This is a genomic window from Streptomyces violaceorubidus (genome assembly GCF_000717995.1).
In the GTDB taxonomy this organism is placed as follows: domain Bacteria; phylum Actinomycetota; class Actinomycetes; order Streptomycetales; family Streptomycetaceae; genus Streptomyces; species Streptomyces violaceorubidus.
Genome location: NZ_JODM01000026.1, coordinates 1 through 17,682 on the forward strand (window position 1 = coordinate 1; position 17,682 = coordinate 17,682).

General features: G+C 72.5%; 22 protein-coding genes and 1 tRNA gene. 18 read left to right on the forward strand and 5 right to left on the reverse strand.

Annotated elements, in window-relative coordinates; all coding sequences use genetic code 11:
- A partial coding sequence (locus IE94_RS0126050; protein ID WP_167343979.1) for a penicillin acylase family protein occupies nucleotides 1-1,574 on the reverse strand: 1,574 nt, incomplete at its 3' end.
- An 83-nt stretch (nucleotides 1,575-1,657) separates the two neighbouring features.
- Here IE94_RS0126050 and IE94_RS0126055 point away from each other — a divergent pair.
- From IE94_RS0126055 to IE94_RS0126085, 7 genes are all read left to right on the forward strand, one after another.
- The gene (locus IE94_RS0126055) at nucleotides 1,658-2,383 is read left to right on the forward strand and encodes a siderophore-interacting protein (RefSeq protein WP_030188843.1); all 726 of its coding nucleotides are present in this window, start codon (nucleotides 1,658-1,660) and stop codon (nucleotides 2,381-2,383) included.
- A 25-nt stretch (nucleotides 2,384-2,408) separates the two neighbouring features.
- The gene (locus IE94_RS0126060; protein WP_030188844.1) at nucleotides 2,409-3,002 is read left to right on the forward strand and encodes an HhH-GPD-type base excision DNA repair protein; all 594 of its coding nucleotides are present in this window, start codon (nucleotides 2,409-2,411) and stop codon (nucleotides 3,000-3,002) included.
- Between the two features lie 501 nt (nucleotides 3,003-3,503).
- On the forward strand, nucleotides 3,504-4,190 hold the full coding sequence (locus IE94_RS0126065) for an HdeD family acid-resistance protein (RefSeq protein WP_030188846.1): 687 nt from the start codon (nucleotides 3,504-3,506) through the stop codon (nucleotides 4,188-4,190).
- Between the two features lie 81 nt (nucleotides 4,191-4,271).
- Nucleotides 4,272-4,586: a hypothetical protein gene (locus tag IE94_RS36070; RefSeq protein WP_051777688.1), complete on the forward strand. Its 315-nt coding sequence runs from the start codon at nucleotides 4,272-4,274 to the stop codon at nucleotides 4,584-4,586.
- Between the two features lie 74 nt (nucleotides 4,587-4,660).
- The gene (locus IE94_RS41600; protein ID WP_280922718.1) at nucleotides 4,661-4,795 is read left to right on the forward strand and encodes a hypothetical protein; all 135 of its coding nucleotides are present in this window, start codon (nucleotides 4,661-4,663) and stop codon (nucleotides 4,793-4,795) included.
- A gap of 112 nt (nucleotides 4,796-4,907) precedes the next feature.
- On the forward strand, nucleotides 4,908-5,204 hold the full coding sequence (locus tag IE94_RS0126080) for a type II toxin-antitoxin system VapB family antitoxin (protein ID WP_003999914.1): 297 nt from the start codon (nucleotides 4,908-4,910) through the stop codon (nucleotides 5,202-5,204).
- A 125-nt stretch (nucleotides 5,205-5,329) separates the two neighbouring features.
- Entirely contained in the window at nucleotides 5,330-5,944 is a 615-nt protein-coding gene (locus tag IE94_RS0126085) for a LytR C-terminal domain-containing protein (RefSeq protein ID WP_030188853.1), read from the forward strand.
- A gap of 9 nt (nucleotides 5,945-5,953) precedes the next feature.
- Here IE94_RS0126085 and upp read toward each other — a convergent pair whose 3' ends face one another.
- Nucleotides 5,954-6,589 carry a uracil phosphoribosyltransferase gene (gene upp / locus IE94_RS0126090; RefSeq protein ID WP_030188856.1) on the reverse strand — a complete coding sequence of 212 codons (636 nt, stop codon included), beginning with the start codon at nucleotides 6,587-6,589 and terminating at the stop codon, nucleotides 5,954-5,956.
- 141 nt (nucleotides 6,590-6,730) lie between these two features.
- On the opposite strand from upp, the gene IE94_RS40470 reads away from it, so the two are divergent.
- The 8 genes from IE94_RS40470 (at nucleotide 6,731) to IE94_RS0126130 (ending at nucleotide 11,396) form a co-directional block, all read left to right on the forward strand.
- A complete protein-coding gene (locus IE94_RS40470) occupies nucleotides 6,731-6,967 on the forward strand; it encodes a hypothetical protein (protein WP_030188858.1) in 237 nt (78 codons plus the stop codon).
- Between the two features lie 329 nt (nucleotides 6,968-7,296).
- Entirely contained in the window at nucleotides 7,297-7,845 is a 549-nt protein-coding gene (locus IE94_RS0126100; RefSeq protein ID WP_030188861.1) for a tRNA adenosine deaminase-associated protein, read from the forward strand.
- A gap of 68 nt (nucleotides 7,846-7,913) precedes the next feature.
- Nucleotides 7,914-8,345, forward strand: a complete 432-nt coding sequence (tadA, locus tag IE94_RS0126105; protein WP_030188863.1) for a tRNA adenosine(34) deaminase TadA — start codon at nucleotides 7,914-7,916, stop codon at nucleotides 8,343-8,345.
- A gap of 88 nt (nucleotides 8,346-8,433) precedes the next feature.
- Nucleotides 8,434-8,518, forward strand: a tRNA-Ser gene (locus IE94_RS0126110).
- Nucleotides 8,519-8,561: 43 nt separating this feature from the next.
- Nucleotides 8,562-8,783 (forward strand): hypothetical protein, encoded by a 222-nt coding sequence (locus IE94_RS39500; RefSeq protein WP_167343978.1) that lies wholly within the window; start codon nucleotides 8,562-8,564, stop codon nucleotides 8,781-8,783.
- Nucleotides 8,783-9,076, forward strand: coding sequence for a Dabb family protein (locus tag IE94_RS0126120; protein WP_030188865.1), 294 nt, complete (start codon nucleotides 8,783-8,785; stop codon nucleotides 9,074-9,076). Before IE94_RS39500 ends, IE94_RS0126120 begins: the two co-directional genes overlap by 1 nt.
- Nucleotides 9,077-9,280: 204 nt before the next feature.
- Nucleotides 9,281-10,120 carry an RNA polymerase sigma factor SigF gene (locus tag IE94_RS0126125; protein WP_030188868.1) on the forward strand — a complete coding sequence of 280 codons (840 nt, stop codon included), beginning with the start codon at nucleotides 9,281-9,283 and terminating at the stop codon, nucleotides 10,118-10,120.
- 292 nt (nucleotides 10,121-10,412) lie between these two features.
- On the forward strand, nucleotides 10,413-11,396 hold the full coding sequence (locus IE94_RS0126130; protein WP_030188870.1) for an RNA polymerase sigma factor SigF: 984 nt from the start codon (nucleotides 10,413-10,415) through the stop codon (nucleotides 11,394-11,396).
- A gap of 137 nt (nucleotides 11,397-11,533) precedes the next feature.
- Here the strand turns inward: IE94_RS0126130 and IE94_RS0126135 are convergent, their stop codons facing one another.
- Nucleotides 11,534-11,731, reverse strand: a complete 198-nt coding sequence (locus tag IE94_RS0126135; RefSeq protein WP_030188872.1) for a hypothetical protein — start codon at nucleotides 11,729-11,731, stop codon at nucleotides 11,534-11,536.
- Nucleotides 11,732-11,936: 205 nt separating this feature from the next.
- Between IE94_RS0126135 and IE94_RS0126140 the strand changes: the two genes are divergently transcribed.
- The 3 genes from IE94_RS0126140 to IE94_RS0126150 all read left to right on the forward strand — a co-directional run bounded on the left by IE94_RS0126140 (nucleotide 11,937) and on the right by IE94_RS0126150 (nucleotide 15,961).
- A complete protein-coding gene (locus IE94_RS0126140; protein ID WP_030188874.1) occupies nucleotides 11,937-12,437 on the forward strand; it encodes a MarR family winged helix-turn-helix transcriptional regulator in 501 nt (166 codons plus the stop codon).
- 85 nt (nucleotides 12,438-12,522) lie between these two features.
- Nucleotides 12,523-15,030, forward strand: a complete 2,508-nt coding sequence (locus tag IE94_RS0126145; RefSeq protein ID WP_030188876.1) for an MFS transporter — start codon at nucleotides 12,523-12,525, stop codon at nucleotides 15,028-15,030.
- A gap of 109 nt (nucleotides 15,031-15,139) precedes the next feature.
- On the forward strand, nucleotides 15,140-15,961 hold the full coding sequence (locus IE94_RS0126150) for a YceI family protein (RefSeq protein WP_030188878.1): 822 nt from the start codon (nucleotides 15,140-15,142) through the stop codon (nucleotides 15,959-15,961).
- Here the strand turns inward: IE94_RS0126150 and IE94_RS0126155 are convergent.
- Together IE94_RS0126155 and IE94_RS0126160 are read right to left on the reverse strand one after the other, a co-directional pair.
- On the reverse strand, nucleotides 15,944-16,696 hold the full coding sequence (locus tag IE94_RS0126155) for an ANTAR domain-containing protein (RefSeq protein WP_030188880.1): 753 nt from the start codon (nucleotides 16,694-16,696) through the stop codon (nucleotides 15,944-15,946). The genes IE94_RS0126150 and IE94_RS0126155 overlap by 18 nt on opposite strands.
- An 18-nt stretch (nucleotides 16,697-16,714) precedes the next feature.
- Nucleotides 16,715-17,422, reverse strand: coding sequence for an ANTAR domain-containing protein (locus IE94_RS0126160; RefSeq protein WP_245235314.1), 708 nt, complete (start codon nucleotides 17,420-17,422; stop codon nucleotides 16,715-16,717).
- Between the last annotated feature and the right edge of the window lie 260 nt (nucleotides 17,423-17,682).

The following is a 17,682-nucleotide window of genomic DNA, read 5'->3' on the forward strand; positions in this document are numbered from 1 at the left end:
GGTGCCGGGTGGGTGGGGCCGGTCGGGGGTGGCGGGGCGGTCGGGCTGACGGCCTCGTCGGTCGGGGGCGCCGGGTCGGTCAGGGTGGCGAGGTGGTTCAGGAGGGGCGTGGCCGAAGCCAGGTGGGTGTCCGTGTGGATCGCGGGCATGTCCGCCGCCGACCAGCGCTCCCTGCCCGCGAGCAGGGCGGCGATGCGGTCGGCGCGGTGCGGCGGGGCGAACTCGACGCCCAACGGGGTGGACGGGCCGCGCTGGTTGGCCATCACGGCGACGCCTTCGGTGAGGCCGGCGCGGGGCGGGGTGTGCCAGCCGGTCCACTCGTGGCCGGGTTCCCAGGCCGGCACCGGACGCAGACCGTTCGCGGCGGGGCGCACCGGGACCCGGCCCGCGACCCGGTGCAGCAGGCCGCCCTCCGTGTCGGCGGCCTGCACCACGTTGACCGGCTCGGTCCAGGCGTCCAGGGCGCGGTCCACGTCGGCGACCCGGCGGGCCCGCAGCAGTGGCAGCAGAGCGCCGAAGCCGAGGTCGGAGGTGACGCGGGGCGGGTAGCGCAGGCTGAGGGCGGCCGGGGTGCCGTCGTCGAGGCCCTCGGGGCCGCCGGCGATCACCGGGCCGCGGTCGGTCTCGATGACCTCGACCTCCACGGTCTCCCGCTCCCCCGTGCCCCTCGCGACCCCCGCGACCCCCGCGACCCCCGCGACCCCCGCGACCCCCGCGACCCCCGCGACCTGGATCGTCTCCGTGTGGCGGGCGGCGCGGTGCCAGGCGCCGTCCGGGCCGAGCGCCTCGACGCCGGCGCCGGTGCGGCGCAGGCGCTCGCGGTACAGGTCCTGGTAGTCGGCCATCGCGTTGGTGATCGCCCAGGCGACGGTGCCGGTGTGTCCGAAGTGGGCGACGCCGGGGACGCCCGGCACGGCGAGACCGACGACGTCGAACTCCGGGCAGGACAGGTGGATCTGCTGGTAGACGCCGGGGTCCTCGATGAAACGGTGCGGATCGCCCGCGATGAGCGCGTGCCCGGTGGTGGTCCGTTCGCCGCTCACCAGCCAGCCGTTGCTGCCCGCGGTGCCGGGGCCGTCGGCGGCGAAGAGGGCCACGGCCTCCGGGCCGAGGTGCGTGGAGACGTGCTCGCGCCAGAGCTTGGCGGGGAAGCCCGCGAAGAGGATGTGCGTGGCGAGCCAGACGCCGAGCGGAGTCCAGGGCTCCCACTGTCCGGGGGTGAGCCCGGTGCGGGCGAACTCGGGGGCCGGTCGCCCGTTCTGGGCGAGCCCCTCGTTCACGCCGTCGACGTACGCCCGCACCCAGGCGGCCGTCTCCGGGTCCTTCCGCTCCAGGGCGGTGAAGCAGCGGCGTGCGGTGTCCGCGAGCCGGGCTCGGCGGGCGAGGCGGTCCCAGGACAGGGCCTCGGGTCCGAGGAAGGCCGCGGAGGTGCCCTGGGCTCGGTGGCGCTCGACCTCCAGTTGCCAGGCACGGTCGCGGGCGGTCACCCGGCCCTGGGCGCGGGCGAGTTCGTGCGGGCTGTCCGCGCGCAGGTGCGGGATTCCCCAGGCGTCGCGGTAGGTCTCGGCGCTCACCCCTGTGCCTCTACTTTCCTTTAGGTTAGGCTCACCTAAGTTTTACCGTCGTGGCCGAATAGTACGTGAAAGGTGAAGGATTCATGGGGCAGGGGCGGGGCTGGGAGGGCGCGGTCCTCAAGCTGATGCGCGCGAAGGACTTCGAGTTCACCGTGACGGGCGTCGAGGACGTGACCCCGCACTACCGGCGGCTGCGGCTGAGCGACGGCGGCATGCTGGCGGCGACCGGCGTCCACCCCACGATGTGGGTGCGGCTGTGGTTCGACAACGCCGGCAAGCCGCACCAGCGGGGGTACACCCTGGTGGATCCGGACCCGGCGGCCGGGACCTTCGCCATGGAGTTCGCCCTGCACGAGGGATGCGCGAGCGACTGGGCTCGGGCGGCGAAGCCGGGGGACACCATCGAGGCGACCGTCCAGGGCACCGGGTTCGAGGTACCGCGGCCCCTTCCCTCCCGGGTCTTCGCGGTCGCGGACCCGGCGTCCCTGCCCGCGCTCAACTCCCTCCTCGACGCGCTGGGACCGGTGCCCGCGACCGTCTGGTTCGAGGGCGGCACGGACGACGGCCTGCCGTTCCGCACCGACCCCGAACGGCACGAGGTCCGCGCGGTCGCGCGGCAGGACGCGGGGGCGCGGCTGGTGGCGCGGGTGAGGGAGGAGCTGCCGGAGCTGCTGGGGGCCGTCTCCGAGCCGTTCGTCTGGATCGCCTGCGACACGGCGACCACGCGGGCGCTGGCCTCGTACGTCCGCAAGGAGCTGGGGGTGCCGAAGCAGCGGGTGAACGCGCTGGGGTACTGGCGCGCGACCTGAGCCGGTACGCGCGATCATCGTGACCATGGACGTCACACTTCACCTCGCCCAGGACCCCGAGGCCGACGAACTCCTCGGGCGCAGCCCGCTCGCCGCGCTGGTCGGCATGCTGCTGGACCAGCAAGTGCCCATGGAGTGGGCGTTCAAGGGGCCGTCGACCATCGCGCGGCGCATGGGGGCGGAGGACCTGGACGCGCACGACATCGCCGCGTACGACCCCGAGGGGTTCGCCGCGCTGCTCTCCGAGAAGCCTGCCGTGCACCGGTATCCCGGGTCCATGGCGGGGCGGGTGCAGCAGCTGTGCCGGTACCTCGTCGAGACGTACGACGGTGACGCCGAGGCCGTCTGGCGGGGGGTGGCCACCGGGAAGGAGCTGTTGAAACGGCTCCAGGAGCTGCCGGGGTTCGGCAAGCAGAAGGCCCAGATCTTCCTGGCGCTGCTCGGCAAGCAGCTCGGGGTCCGACCCGAGGGGTGGCGCGAGGCGGCGGGGGCGTACGGGGAGCCCGACTCGTTCCGCTCGGTCGCGGACATCAGGGGGCCGGAGTCCCTGACCAAGGTGCGGGCCCACAAGCAGGAGATGAAGGCGGCGGCCAAGGCGGCGAAGGGCTCCGGCAAGTAGGTGGCCGGGGGGCGGGTGCCTGCGGCGGCGTGCGCGGGTTTGGTGGGGGTGCGGGTGGCGCCTGCGTGGCTCCAGTGGGGGTGGGGGTCGCGCCTGTGCGGCTCCGGTGGGGGTGCGCGTGGCGCCTTGGGTTTGGTGGGGGTGCCTGCGGCGCCTGTGCGGCTCCGGTGGGGGTGCCTGCGGCGCCTGTGCGGCTCCGGTGGGGGTGCGGGTAGCGCCTTGGGTTCGGTGGTGGGTCGGGGCCGCGCCGGGGGGTGTCCGTCCTCGGAACGGCGCGGAATCGGTGGGACAGAGATGTGGAACTCCGTTGACGCGCCAACCGCTGCGGGCGGACACCCCCCGACACGTCCCCTTCGCGCCGTACGCGGCTCTCCCGCCGTCCCCCCAGCTGCGGGCAGTCGTGCCTCCCCCAGTGCCTGAACGGCCTGGGAGGTACCCCCAGGCGGCACGGGTGGGCGCAGCGGCACCCCGCTCCGCCGCCGCCTGCTCCCAGCATGGGGCATGACCGAACCACCTAGCGGCTCCCCGGGCGGGACGCCGTACGACGACCGCGGGGTGCACGGCCGGCACGGGGCGGCGCACGGCCCGGCCTCCGGGCGGCGGGAGCCCGAGCCCGAGCCGGCCTTCGAGGGGCCGCTGCACCTGCTGTCCCGCGCCGCCTGGCAGACCGTGTTGTTCACCGGCATCGCCTCACTGGTCCTGGGCGTCCTCGTCCTGATCTGGCCCGGCGCCTCCCTGCTCGCCGCCGGCGTGCTCTTCGGCCTCTACCTCGTCATCAGCGGTGTCCTCCAACTGGGCGCCGCCTTCGGCACGCACCGGCGGACCTCGCTGCGGGTGCTGGCCTTCATCAGCGGCGCGGTGTCGATCCTGCTGGGTCTGTTCTGCTTCCGCGGACCCCTCCAGTCGGTGCTGCTGCTCGCGCTCTGGATCGGCATCGGCTGGCTCTTCCGCGGGGTCACCCAGATCGTGGCCGCCGCGCACGACCCGTCGATGCCGGCCCGCGGCTGGCAGATCTTCCTCGGTGCCGTCACCGTCGTCGCCGGCATCGTCCTGATCGACTCGCCGGTCGAGTCGGCCACCGTCCTCATGCTGGTCGGCGGCTGGTGGCTGGTCGTCGTCGGCGTCGTCGAGATCGTCACGTCGGTGCGGCTGCGGGGGCGGGCGCACCAGGTCCCGCGCGCCCTGTGAGCGGCGCCCGGCCTACGCCGAGCGGGCGGTTCTCGGCCCCGGTGCGGTGGACGGCGTACGCCGGGCGGGGACACGAGTGAGGTGAGACCCGACCCGCACGCCGCCGCCCGCCGTGGCGCACGCCTGCGGGTCCTGGTGCTGCTGCTCGCCCTGCTCGTGCCCTGCACGCACGTGACCGGCGAGGCGGCACCGGTGACGGTGGCGGGCGGCACCGCCGGGGAGTACGACCACCTCGACTCCGCCCTGCGGGTGGCGGGCCGCAGCGGCCGGCGACCCACCGTGGTGCGGCCGGCACCGCCGTCCTTCGCGGCGGACCCTCCTCTTCGATTCGACGCTCGTTCCGGACGGGCCGCCGCCCTGCCCCGCGGCCCTCGCTCCCTCGTCCTGCGCTGCTGATGGTGCCGGGCCGGCCCTGCCGCCGGTCACCACGACAGGGACGAACAGCGACGCACCAGGAACGAGGAACCACCATGCCCAACGACCCCTACGCCGTGCTGCGCGCACTTCTGCGCGCCGAGGCCGCCCGCCGTACGCCCAAGCCCGGCTCCGCACCCCGGGAAGCCGAAGAACGGCGGCTCCCGGCGCCGGAGCGGAGGCGTGGCTGACGGGAGCGCCCGTCGGCACAGTGCCGATTGATCCGGTTTACGGCGTCTTTTCCGGCGCCGTACTCCGGCGCCATGGCTGCGCCCGCAACGTCCGGGCCGGTAGGCTTTCCGTGTGATCTTCAAGCGCATCGGAAACGGCCGGCCGTACCCCGACCACGGCCGGGAAAGCACCCGGCAGTGGGCGGACGTCGCGCCGCGCCCGGTCCGCCTCGATCAGCTCGTGACGACCAAGGGCCAGCTCGACCTGGAAACGCTCCTGGCCGAGGACTCCACCTTCTACGGCGACCTCTTCGCGCACGTCGTGAAGTGGCAGGGCGACCTGTACTTGGAGGACGGTCTGCACCGGGCGGTGCGGGCCGCCCTGCAGCAGCGTCAGGTGCTGCACGCCCGGGTCCTCGAACTCGACTGACGGGCTCCCGCTTGACCCGTTCGGGTTGGCTTGCACCGAACTGCGGAACGTCGACTGATCATCTAATAGGCATCACCGCTCCGGCGCACTACGCTGCGCCCATGAGCATGCTGACTCCTCCCGGCATGGGTGGCCAGTACAAGATCACGGGGGACAAGTACCCGCGGATGCGCCCGGTCCGGCGACGTGGCCGGGTCGCGTTCGCCGCCGTCGCCTGTGTCACCGTTCTCGGAGTGCTGGGCTGGGGCACGTTGCAGCTCATCGATGTCTTCACCGGTGGCGACAAGGCTTCGGCGGCCGGTGCCGCGGGCTGTGTCCCCACGGCGAGGGCGAGTGCCTCGCCGGCTGCCGCGGTGCTGCCGAAGCCCGGTCAGGTCACGGTCAACGTGCTCAACGCGACGACGCGCAGCGGCCTGGCGCAGAAGACCGCCGACGAGCTGAAGAAGCGCGGCTTCCGCGTGGGCGAGGTGAGCAACGCGCCCAAGGAGTACGACAAGAAGGTCACCGGCACCGGGATGCTGCTGGGGCCGGCCGCCTCGCTGAAGGGTGCGCTCCCCGTGCTCGGCACGCAGCTGCCCGGCGCCGAGCACCGCGCCGACGCGGTCCGCGAGGGAGCCGCCGTCGACCTCATCATCGGCAACGGCTTCAAGGGGCTGGCGAACCGCGCGGACGCCGACACGGCGCTGGCCAAGCTGACCGCGCCGCTCTCGACGCCCGCCGCGGAGAAGAAGAGCTGCTGAGCGGGGGTACTACTCGGCCGCTCCGTACATGCGGTCGCCCGCGTCGCCGAGGCCCGGGACGATGTAGCCCTGCTCGTTGAGGCGCTCGTCGACCGAGGCCGTCACGACCGTCACCGGGGTGCCGGCCAGCTCGCGCTCCATCAGTTCGACGCCCTCGGGGGCGGCGAGCAGCACCACGGCCGTCACGTCGTCGGCGCCGCGCTTGATCAGCTCCTTGATGGACGCGACCAGGGTGCCGCCGGTGGCCAGCATGGGGTCGAGGACGTACACCTGGCGCCCGGACAGGTCGTCCGGCATGCGCGTGGCGTAGGTGGAGGCCTGGAGCGTCTCCTCGTTGCGCACCATGCCGAGGAAGCCCACCTCGGCGGTCGGCAGCAGCCGGACCATGCCGTCGAGCATGCCGAGACCGGCCCGCAGGATCGGCACCACCAGCGGGCGCGGGTGGGAGAGCTTGACGCCGGTGGTCTGCGAGACCGGCGTGTGGATGTCGACCTGTTCGGTACGCACGTCGCGCGTGGCCTCGTAGGCGAGCAGGGTGACCAGCTCGTCGGCGAGACGGCGGAAGGTCGCGGAGTCGGTGCGCTGGTCGCGCAGCGTGGTGAGCTTGTGGGCGACCAGGGGGTGGTCGACGACGTGGAGACGCATGCCCACCACAGTAACCGGGCCCCGTGGGGGCGGCGTCCCCGCGGCAGGGGCATGGGCTCCGCAGGCGGCTCCACCGGTTCGCGGGCGTCAAACCGCCCGGGCGGGGGAAGGCGGGAGGGACGGACGCTGGGTGGTGAGACTGTGCCTGACCGGGACTTCCACAACACGCCGTCCCCCGGCGCGGACCGGGGTGCGGAACGCGGGGCCGAGCCGAGTGCGGCACCGGAGCGGGAGCGCGAGGCCGAACGGCGTCGGCGCCGCGCCCAGTTCCTGCGCGATCTGGCGGAGGCCCGCCAGTTGCGGGACCGCGTGCAGCCGCGCCGCGCCAAGACCGCCCGGCTGCGACACGCGATGCGCATGCGCACCTTCCGCTGGTAGTCCCCTCCCCGGCCGGAGAAGTTCCTGACCCGGCCGGGGAAGATCGCGCGCCGCGCCGACGTTGGTGGTGACGGACGTACGCGGGGACCGCGAGAATCCGCGTACGATCCGCACGTGGCGGCGACTGGAGCGCTGCTGGGCGGCTGCCCGGGTACGCATTCCGGGACGTCGGTCAAAACAGCCGGACACAGGGCGCCGAAGACGTCCCCTGAGTGCCATGTTTCTGCCACGATTCCGAGTGGGTGGGGCTCGGAGCACCGCTCCCCCGCCCGTAGCCTCCGCCGGGGGGATCCCCAACCGGCACGCCTAGGACCAGTGGGAGAGTCACGGTGTACTTCGCCGCACTGCTCGCGCGCACCGAAGACGGGTGGGAAGCGAGCGACACAGAGCTCGACGATGTGGAAACCCTGTCGGATCTTGCCGACCTGGCCCGGGAGGCCTCTCCCGACGAGGACACGGTGCTCGTGCTGATCGAGCAGGAGGACGCGTGGTTCGGAGTCGTCCGGGTGGACGGTGAGGAGGACCCCCGTATCTACGTCTCGGACGCCGCCGCGGCCGCCCGCAGCAGCTACGGCGAGATCCTGCTCACCGACGAGCTGCTCGGCCGGGACCCGGGTGACGACGGCGACGACCTCGACGCCCTCGACCTCGACGGCACGGAGGACGGGGAGTCCGACGACGACGAGGAGGAGGACGGTGACGGTGCCGCCGCGGGCGCCGGTGCGGGCGAGGCCGTGCCGCACGGGCCGGTCGGCGACGCCGAGGTCCTCGACGACCTCGGCGTGAGCGAGAAGGAACTGCGCTCGATGTCCGGGGACGCGGTCGGGGAGATCGCCGAGGCCCTTGGCGTCTCCGACGTCCTGGAGACCGTCCGCTGACCGCGCCGGCCGGGGAATGGCCCGAGGAGGCACCGCCCGACCCGGTGCGCGACCGGTGGCGGGCCGCGATGCGGCTCGCCCTCGTCGAGGCCGGGCGGGCAGCGGAGGGCGGGGACGTGCCCGTCGGCGCCGTCGTGCTGGCACCGGACGGCCGCACCGTGCTCTCCGCCGGGCACAACGAACGCGAGGCCACCGGGGACCCGACGGCCCACGCCGAGGTCCTCGCGATCCGGCGGGCGGCGGTGGCGCTGGGCGAGTGGCGCCTGTCCGGCTGCACGCTGGTCGTGACCCTGGAGCCCTGCACGATGTGCGCGGGCGCGCTCGTGCAGTCCCGCGTGGACCGCGTGGTCTACGGCGCCCGCGACGACAAGGCGGGCGCGGCCGGGTCCCTGTGGGACGTGGTGCGCGACCGTCGCCTCAACCACCGTCCCGAGGTGATCGAGGGCGTGCTGGCGGACGACTGCGCGCGGCTGCTCACGGACTTCTTCCGCGACCGCTGAACCGGTCCGGACAGGGCGCCCGGACGGCTGTTCGTCGGTCGCAATACCGATTTCTGAGCATGCCGCTCCGTGCTGTAAGGTCTGTCTCGGTAGCGTGTCCGAGCGGCCGAAGGAGCTCGCCTCGAAAGCGAGTGTGGCGCAAGTCACCGAGGGTTCAAATCCCTCCGCTACCGCTTTTGAAGGGCCCCGTCGAAAGACGGGGCCCTTCGTGCGATCATGAGCGACCGAAAGGCGTGCGTCGAAGGGACAGGGGAGGCCGCGGTGGCGGTGAACTCGAAGAAGATCGCCGTCTATGTGGTTGTGGTCTTCGTGCTGTACGTGATCATCACTGATCCGGCCAAGGCAGCCGACTACGTGCAGATAGGTTTCCAGGGCATATCCGACGCGGCGGGCGCCGTGGGCGACTTCATGACCTGGGCCGCCAACGGAGGAGAGTGATGATCCGCCACCTCGTGCTGTTCAAGCTGAACGACGGCGTCCGGCGCGACGACCCCCGGGTCGCGGAGGGCGTCGAGGCCTTCCGGGCGCTCGGCGGCCAGATCGACGACCTCCGCTTCTGGGAGTGCGCCTGGAACATCAGCGACCGGCCCATCGCCTACGACTTCGCCATCAACTCGGCGGTGGACGACGCCGACGCGCTCCAGCGCTACCTCGACCACCCGGCGCACCAGGCGGGCGTCGCTCTGTGGCGCGAGTTCGCCACCTGGGTGATCGCCGACTACGAGTTCTAGTTCGACCGCGGGTCCCCAGCACGCCGCGGACCCGCCGCCCAACCCCTTCCCGGCCCCGCGCCCGCCCGGTGCGGGGCCGTTCCGCGTTCACTCAACACGACGTTATGCGGTGCTTGCACACAGTGGACATGTCTTGTGATGCTATGACCGCTTTTGACGGATGAGTTGACGGAAGAGTTGACAGATCACGAGGTGGAGTTGACCGTGCCGGCCAGTACTGCGCCTCAAGCACCGCCCGCGCCGCCCGCCCAGGCCCAGGAGGCTCCCGCGCCGCAGCGCAGCCGGGGTGCCGACACCCGGGCCCTGACCCAGGTGCTCTTCGGCGAACTGAAGGGCCTCACCCCGGGCACGCCGGAGCACGACCGGGTGCGCGCGGCGCTCATCGAGGCCAACCTCCCGCTGGTGCGCTACGCCGCCGCCCGCTTCCGCTCCCGCAACGAGCCGATGGAGGACGTCGTCCAGGTCGGCACCATCGGGCTCATCAACGCCATCGACCGCTTCGACCCGGAGCGGGGCGTGCAGTTCCCGACGTTCGCGATGCCCACGGTGGTCGGGGAGATCAAGCGGTACTTCCGCGACAACGTCCGCACGGTGCACGTACCGCGGCGGCTGCACGAGCTGTGGGTGCAGGTCAACAGCGCCACCGAGGACCTGACGACCGCCTTCGGGCGCTCCCCGACGACCGCCGAGATCGCCGAGCGGCTGCGCATCACCGAGGAGGAGGTGCTGTCCTGCATCGAGGCGGGCCGGTCGTACCACGCCACCTCGCTGGAGGCCGCCCAGGAGGGCGACGGGCTGCCCGGGCTGCTCGACCGGCTCGGCTACGAGGACCCGGCGCTGGACGGGGTGGAGCACCGGGACCTGGTGCGGCACCTGCTGGTCCAACTCCCCGAGCGGGAGCAGCGGATCCTGCTGCTGCGCTACTACAGCAACCTCACACAGTCCCAGATCAGTGCCGAACTCGGCGTCTCCCAGATGCACGTCTCACGGCTGCTGGCGCGCAGTTTCCAGCGGTTGAGGTCCGCGAACCGGATCGACGCGTAAGCTCGGCCGGGACTCCGGGGGGAGTCGAAAGCGCGAGCGAGAGGTCACCGGGGAGAGCGAATCGCTCACCAGGGCCGTTGCGGGCGGAATCGGGCTGAAAGCCCATCAGACCCCCTGTTTCCAGGGGGTATTCGCATCTCGGATGTCGACATGTCACTACAGCGCGTTGCCGACATGTGACATTCTGCCGGAGACGCGTTTGCCGGGGCTTCGGCTCCGGTATTCAGGTGAAGGCTGCGTTCCCGGCGTGGGAGCGTGTGCCGCGACCGTCCCGCGACCCAAAGGGGGTGGCATGTCCGCAGAACAGGGCAGCTCGAAGGTGCTCGCGCTCGCGGAGAGCGAGACCGCGCCCGACTCGATCGAGGCGCTCGCCTCCGTCGAGCCCGTCGGCCCCATCGACTCCGTCGGCCCGGTCGGCTCCGTCGACGGCACTCAGGCCGGCGACGCCGTGTCGGACCTCGACACCGTGCCGGACCTCGACACCGTGCCGGCCCAGACCGTCCCGGCCACGGGGGCCATCGACACCCGCACCCTGTCCCGCTCCCTGTTCCTGCGGCTCGCCGCCCTCGACGAGGACAGCCCCGAGCGTGCCTACGTCCGGGACACCCTGATCGAGCTCAACCTCCCGCTGGTGCGCTACGCCGCCGCCCGCTTCCGCTCCCGCAACGAGCCGATGGAGGACATCGTCCAGGTCGGCACCATCGGCCTGATCAAGGCGATCGACCGCTTCGACTGCGAACGGGGCGTGGAGTTCCCGACGTTCGCCATGCCGACCGTCGTCGGCGAGATCAAGAGGTTCTTCCGCGACACCTCGTGGTCGGTGCGCGTCCCGCGCCGCCTCCAGGAGCTGCGCCTGGCCCTGACGAAGGCCAGCGACGAGCTGTCCCAGAAGCTGGACCGCTCCCCGACGGTGAGCGAGCTGGCCGCCGTCCTCGGGGTGTCCGAGGAGGACGTCGTCGACGGCCTCGCGGTCGGCAACGCCTACACCGCCTCGTCGCTGGACTCCCCGGCCCCGGAGGACGACGGCGGCGAGGGCTCGCTGGCGGACCGCCTGGGCTACGAGGACACCGCGCTGGAGGGCGTGGAGTACCGCGAGTCCCTCAAGCCGCTGCTGGCCAAGCTGCCGCCCCGGGAGCGGCGGATCATCATGCTGCGCTTCTTCGCCAACATGACCCAGTCGCAGATCGGCGAGGAGGTCGGCATCTCGCAGATGCACGTCTCCCGGCTGCTCACCCGGACCCTGTCGCAGCTGCGGGAAGGGCTCATCTCCGACTGATGCCCGCCCCGGGAGGGCGGGCAGGACAGACAGGACGGACAGCGCGGCGACCGCCGCGGCACCTCGGGGGTGTCGCGGCGGTCGTCCTCGTCAGTGCCGCCGGTGCTGTGGCCCGGCGTCAGTGCCGGTGCTGTTGCCTAGCCCAGCGCCAGCCAGGCCACGGCCGCGACGACGATCACGGCGGCCACGATGCCGACGATCAGTCCGACGCGCGGCCCGGAGGTGGCGGCGGGGGCCGCCTGCCGGCTCTGCGGGGCGTCGTCGACGAACGCGCGGAACATCTGGGTGCTGCCTGCGGGGTCGTTATTGCCCTGGGGGCCCTGGGTGTTAGCCATGGGCCGAGACACTAGCGAATCCGCGACCGGGGCCCAAGTGCGGGGCCGCCCGGCCCTCTTGGCCCGGCCCACCCGTTACCACCTGCGCATTTACTTTCGCAATACTTGCCTTTGCCAACTTTTTATGCCGCACCGGCCGTTTTTGTTTGCCTGTAGCAACTAACTGATCCTATGGTTGCCCTAAGCAACGAATCGGGAGGTGCGCATGGCCGGGAGGGCGCAGTACGAGGAGCTGATTCGCCAGTTCAGCGCCTTCGGCGCCGTGAAACGGGAGATGGGACGGCTGCTGCCGTCCGACTGTCCCGGCGGCTCCGTCGCCGTACTGACACTGCTCGGCCGGCACGGGGACATGCGCATGAGCAAGCTCGCGGAGCTCCTCGCGGTCGACATGTCGGTGACCAGCCGCCACGTCGCCCACGGCGCCGAGCGGGGCTGGATCGAACGTCTTCCCGACCCCGCGGACAAACGCTCGCGCATCCTGCGCCTGACGCCCGCCGGTCAGGACCAGCTCGACGAGATCGCCGAGCGGACCACCCAGCTGCTCTCCCACCGCCTGGGCGACTGGTCCGACGACGAGGTCCGCCAGCTCTCCCGGCTCATGGCCCGCCTCAGGGCCAGCTTCGACGACTGCCGGGCCCCCGCGGCCCGGCCTCCCGCACTGTCCGGGGACGAACAGTCCACCCGTACACCCGCGATCACCACGTAAGTAAAGGAAGTCCATGGCAACGACCACACCGGCCGGTGTGCGGGCTCATGCCAAGCACGGGGGAGGCTCCTCCGGAGACGCTCCGATGACGCACCGGCAGATCATGGAGGCATTGTCCGGGCTGCTGCTCGGCATGTTCTGCGCGATCCTGTCCTCGACCATCGTCACCAACGCCCTGCCCGAGATCATCGGTGACCTCGGCGGTGGCCAGAGCGCCTACACCTGGGTCGTCACGGCCTCGCTGCTGACGATGACCGCCTCCACCCCCCTGTGGGGCAAGCTCGCGGACCTGTTCAGCAAGAAGGCCCTGGTCCAGATAGCCCTGATCGTCTACGTCATCGGCTCCGTCGTGGCCGGTCTGGCGCAGAACCCCGCGATGCTGATCACCGCGCGGGCCATCCAGGGCCTGGGCGCCGGCGGTCTGTCCGCCCTGGCCCAGATCATCATGGCCGCGATGATCGCCCCGCGTGAGCGCGGGCGCTACTCCGGCTACCTCGGCGCCACCTTCGCCGTCGCCACGGTCGGCGGTCCGCTGCTCGGCGGTGTCATCACCGACACCAGCTGGCTCGGCTGGCGCTGGTGCCTGTACGTCGGCGTGCCCTTCGCGATCCTCGCGCTGATCGTGCTCCAGAAGACGCTGCACCTGCCGGTGCTCAAGCGGAAGGTGAAGGTCGACTGGGCCGGCGCCTTCTTCGTCACCGCGGCCGTCTGCCTGCTGCTCGTCTGGGTCACCTTCGCCGACGACAAGTACTCCTGGGTGTCGTGGCAGACCGGCGCCATGGTCGGCGGCGCGATCGTGCTGACGCTGCTCTTCCTCCTCGTCGAGTCGAGGGCCAGCGAGCCGATCATCCCGCTGCGCCTGTTCAAGAACCGCACCATCGCCCTGGCCTCGCTGGCCTCGCTGTTCGTCGGTATCGCGATGTTCGCGGGCACCGTCTACTTCAGCCAGTACTTCCAGCTGGCCCGGGACGAGTCCCCGACCATGTCGGGCGTCATGACGATCCCGATGATCGGCGGCCTGTTCGTCTCGTCCACGGTCTCCGGCATCGTCATCACCAAGACCGGCAAGTGGAAGAGCTGGCTGCTGGCCGGCGGCGTGCTGCTGACGGCGGGCCTGGGCCTGCTGGGCACCATCCGCTACGACACCGCGTACTGGCACATCGCCATCTTCATGGCGCTGCTGGGTCTCGGCGTCGGCATGATGATGCAGAACCTGGTGCTCTGCACGCAGAACCAGGTGGAGCCGGGCGACCTGGGCGCCGCGTCCTCCACGGTCACCTTCTTCCGGTCCCTCGGCGGCGCGGTGGGCGTCTCGGTGCTCGGCTCCATCATGTCGACCCGGATCAGCCACTACGCCTCCGAGACCATCGGGCAGCTCAGCCCGCAGGAGCAGGCGGCCGCCGCCAAGGCCTCCGGCAGCGGCGCCATCCCCGACATGGACCTGCTGCCCCACGGCATCCGCGAGTGGCTGGAGAGCGCCTACGGGCACGGCATCGCCGACATCTTCCTGTACGTCGCGCCGGTCGCCCTGCTCGCCTTCCTGGTGACGCTGTTCATCAAGGAGGTCCCGCTGCGGACCAAGGGCGCCCTCGCCCAGGCCGCGGAGTCCTCGGCCGAGTCCGCCCCGCCCGTGGCGGGCACCCCCGCTGAGGCCGTCCGCGTCGCCGACGAGCCGGTCCCGGCCGGTGCGACGGCGGCCCTGCCGGCCACGCCGTCCGGCGACCCGGCCACCGCCCTCGCGTCGGACACCTCGGCCTCCCCGGCCGCCACGCAGCGGCTCGCCGCCGTTGCCACGGCGACCGGCTCCGGTGAGCCGCAGGCGCCCGTCTCCGGCGGCATCGCGGTACGCGGCTTCGTCCGCGGCGCCGAGTCCGCCCCGGTTCCGCAGGCCGCGGTCACGCTGATCTCGCTGGCCGGCCGCCAGCTCGGCCGCTCCGTCGCCCAGGCCGACGGCTCCTACGCCGTCGACGCGCCGAGCGCCGGGTCGTACGTGCTGATCGCCTCCGCCGACGGCTTCCAGCCGCAGGCCTCCACCATCGTCGTCAACGACGAGCCGGTCGCCTACGACATCCTGCTCAGCGGCACCAGCGGGCTCACCGGCCTGGTGAAGGCCGTGGAGAGCGGGCAGCCGGTCAAGGACGCCATGGTGATCGTCACCGACGTGCGCGGAGACCTGCTGGCCAGCGCCGCCACCGGTGAGCAGGGCGAGTTCGCCTTCACCGAGCTGGTGCCGGGCACGGTGACCGTCGCGGTCAACGCCGCCGGCTACCGGCCCCGCGCCCTGCCGCTGGAGGTCGGCGGCACCGGCGTCACCCGCGTCGAGGTCGACCTCCAGGCCGGTGCCCAGCTCCAGGGCGTCGTGCGGGCCCCGCACGGTCCGCTGGCCGACGCCCGGGTCACCCTGGTCGACGCGGCGGGCAACGTGATCGGCACGGCCACCACCGGGGCGGACGGGGCGTACGCCTTCACCGACCTGGACGCCGGTGAGTACACCGTCATCGCGACCGGCTACCCGCCGGTGGCCACCGCCCTGACGGTCGCCGGCCCCGGTGTGGACGGCCACGACATCGAGCTCGCCCACCCCGGCGAGTAGCGGAACCCCGGCCCGTGGTGGCGTGCGCGCTCTGAGCGGAGGTGCGTGCGCCCACCACGGGCCGGTTTCTTTACGACCACTTTCTGAGCTTTTGCAGGGAGAAAACGGGATGGGACTGACCGCGAGGATCCGAACGCGGGACGGATGGGCCGTGTCGCACGCGGTCGTCACGGTGACCGACATGACCGGCACGCAGGTGCTGCGCGCCGAGGCGGACACCGAGGGGGCCGTGCGGGACACCACCGCGCTGACGCCGGGGGCGTACACCGTCATCGTCACCGCGGTCGGCTACGCGCCGGCCGCCTCCAGCGCGATCGTCACCGCGAGCGGCCGGGCCGAGGTCGGCACGGTGACGCTGGCCCGCCAGGGCGGCACCGAACTGCCGCCGCCGGGACCGTGGACGGTCGACCCGGCGCACTCCGGCGTGGCCGCCGTCGCGCAGCACCTGGGCATCTCCAGCGTGCGCGGGCGTTTCACCGACTTCGCCGCCACCGTCGAGATCGCGCCGGACGACGTCACCAAGTCCCGGGTGGAGGCGGTGATCCGGGCGGCCTCGATCGACACCGGCAACGGCATGCGCGACACCCACCTGCGCTCCGCCGACTTCCTGGACGCCGAGCGGTACCCGGAGATCACCTACCGCTCCACCTCGGTGAGCGAGGCGGGCCCCGACCGCTGGACCGTCCACGGCGAGCTGAGCCTGCACGGGGTCGTCCGCGAGATCGACCTGGACCTGGCCTACCTGGGCACCGGCGCCGACCCCTGGGGCGGCACCCGGGCGGCCTTCCGCGCGACGACGGAACTGCACCGCGAGGACTTCGCGATGAACTACAACCAGGTCGTCCAGGCCGGCATCGCCACCATCGGCACGACGCTCAGGGTCGAGCTGGACATCCAGGCGGTCCAGGGGGAGTCACTTCCGGCCGTGTGAGGCACCGCCGGACGCCCGGGCCACCACCTGGGCGCACAGGTCCCGGAGCTTCACGTTCCGGTCCTGTGAGACCCGGCGCAGCCGCTCCAGGGCCCGGTGGGCGTCGATGCGCTCCCGGGCCATGAGCATGCCGACCGCCTGGTCTATGACGCTGCGGGAGAGCAGGGCGGTGCGCACGTCGGCGGCCGAGGCCTGCTCCCGCTCGATGCGCAGCGCCTCGTTCACCGCGTCCCCGGCCCGCTGCGCGAAGGCGCGGGCCGTGTCCAGCGCCGGGGCCAGCGAGTCGGGCCGGAGACCGTAGAGGTTGAGCGCGGCGCCCGTCTCGCCCTCCACGGCCAGCGGCAGCGCCAGCACACAGCGCACGCCGGTGGCCAGCGCGTACTCCGTGTACGCGGGCCAGCGGGCCTCGGCCGCCAGATCCGGGGAGTAGTACTGCGCGCTCCCCGTCTCGGCGGCGTCCACGCAGGGACCCGAGCCGTTCTCGTACTGACGCAGGTCCAGGCCACCGGGCAGGCCGGTGCTGCCCGCCAGCGTCATCAGCCGGTCGGCGCGGCGCACCGTGACCGAACAGGCGTCGGCGCCGGGCACCTGCTGGACCGCCCGGTCGGTCAGGTCGCGCAGCAGGGCGTCCAGGCCCTGGGCGCGCGCCATGGCGTGGTCAAGCGTGTCCGCGTCCGTGTCGGTGTCCGTGTTCCGGTCCGTGCCCGTCCCGGGGCCTGTCGTCTGCGGGGTCATGACCGTACGGATGTCCCCTCACCGTTCGGTCACACCTCGTCCACCGGCGGCGGAGTTCGCGTCGACGATGCGGCGGGCCAGGTCGCGCAGCTTCACGTTCTCCCGCTGGGAGGCCTTCACCAGGGACTCGAAGGCACCGGCCGCGTCGATGTCCAGGCGCTCCATCAGGATGCCGGTGGCCTGGCCGATCAGGTCCCGGGTGCGCATCGCCTCGGTGAGCTGCTCGCGCACGGTCGCCGAGTCCAGGGCGAGGGAGACGTGCACGGTGAACAGCCGCCCGATGCGGGTGGCGTCCTCGTCGAAGGCCTGCGGCTTGCGGGCGTAGGCGGTCAGCACGGTCAGCCGGCGCCGGTCGGCGCGCAGCCGCAGGGCCAGTACCGACCGCAGGCCGAGTCCGGACAGGACGTTGCCGCCGCCGTCGGCCTCGCTGTCGTCCGTGCGCACCACGGGCGTGGTCCACAGGCGCTCCCAGTCCGGGTGCGGGGTCTGGCCGCCCGGCCGGGGCTCGGCGGCGAAGCGGACGGTCTCGTCGGTCCAGGCCAGGGAGCGCAGCCGGCCGCCGCGCTGGATCTCCGCGATGCCCGCGTGCTCGGCCTCGGGCAGCAGGCGCACCGCCAGAGTGACGGCGGTGTTCATGGTGTCGTCGGGGGTGCCCGTCCCGTGCAGGTCCCGAGCCGCCGCGGTCAGGGCCTCGGCCAGCTCGAAGCCCACCGGAAAACGCGGCAATTCAGTAAATTCGGACGCAGCCACCACGAACCTCTTCGGCAAGCGCGGCCTCACGGCCGTGCGCAGGAGAGCTCCGCAGCACATTCCCGACTGCGAGCACAGGACGAACAGCACTTTAGCTGCTTGGTTGCGTGCCGGTGACGCTCGGTCGGCGGCCCGGGCGGCCGGGCGGCCGGGCGGCCGGTGAGCCTTCCGCGCCGCCGTGCCTCATGGTGGAATGGGAGCCGGGTCAGGAAGCGGCCCGGCCGGAAGCCCGACGG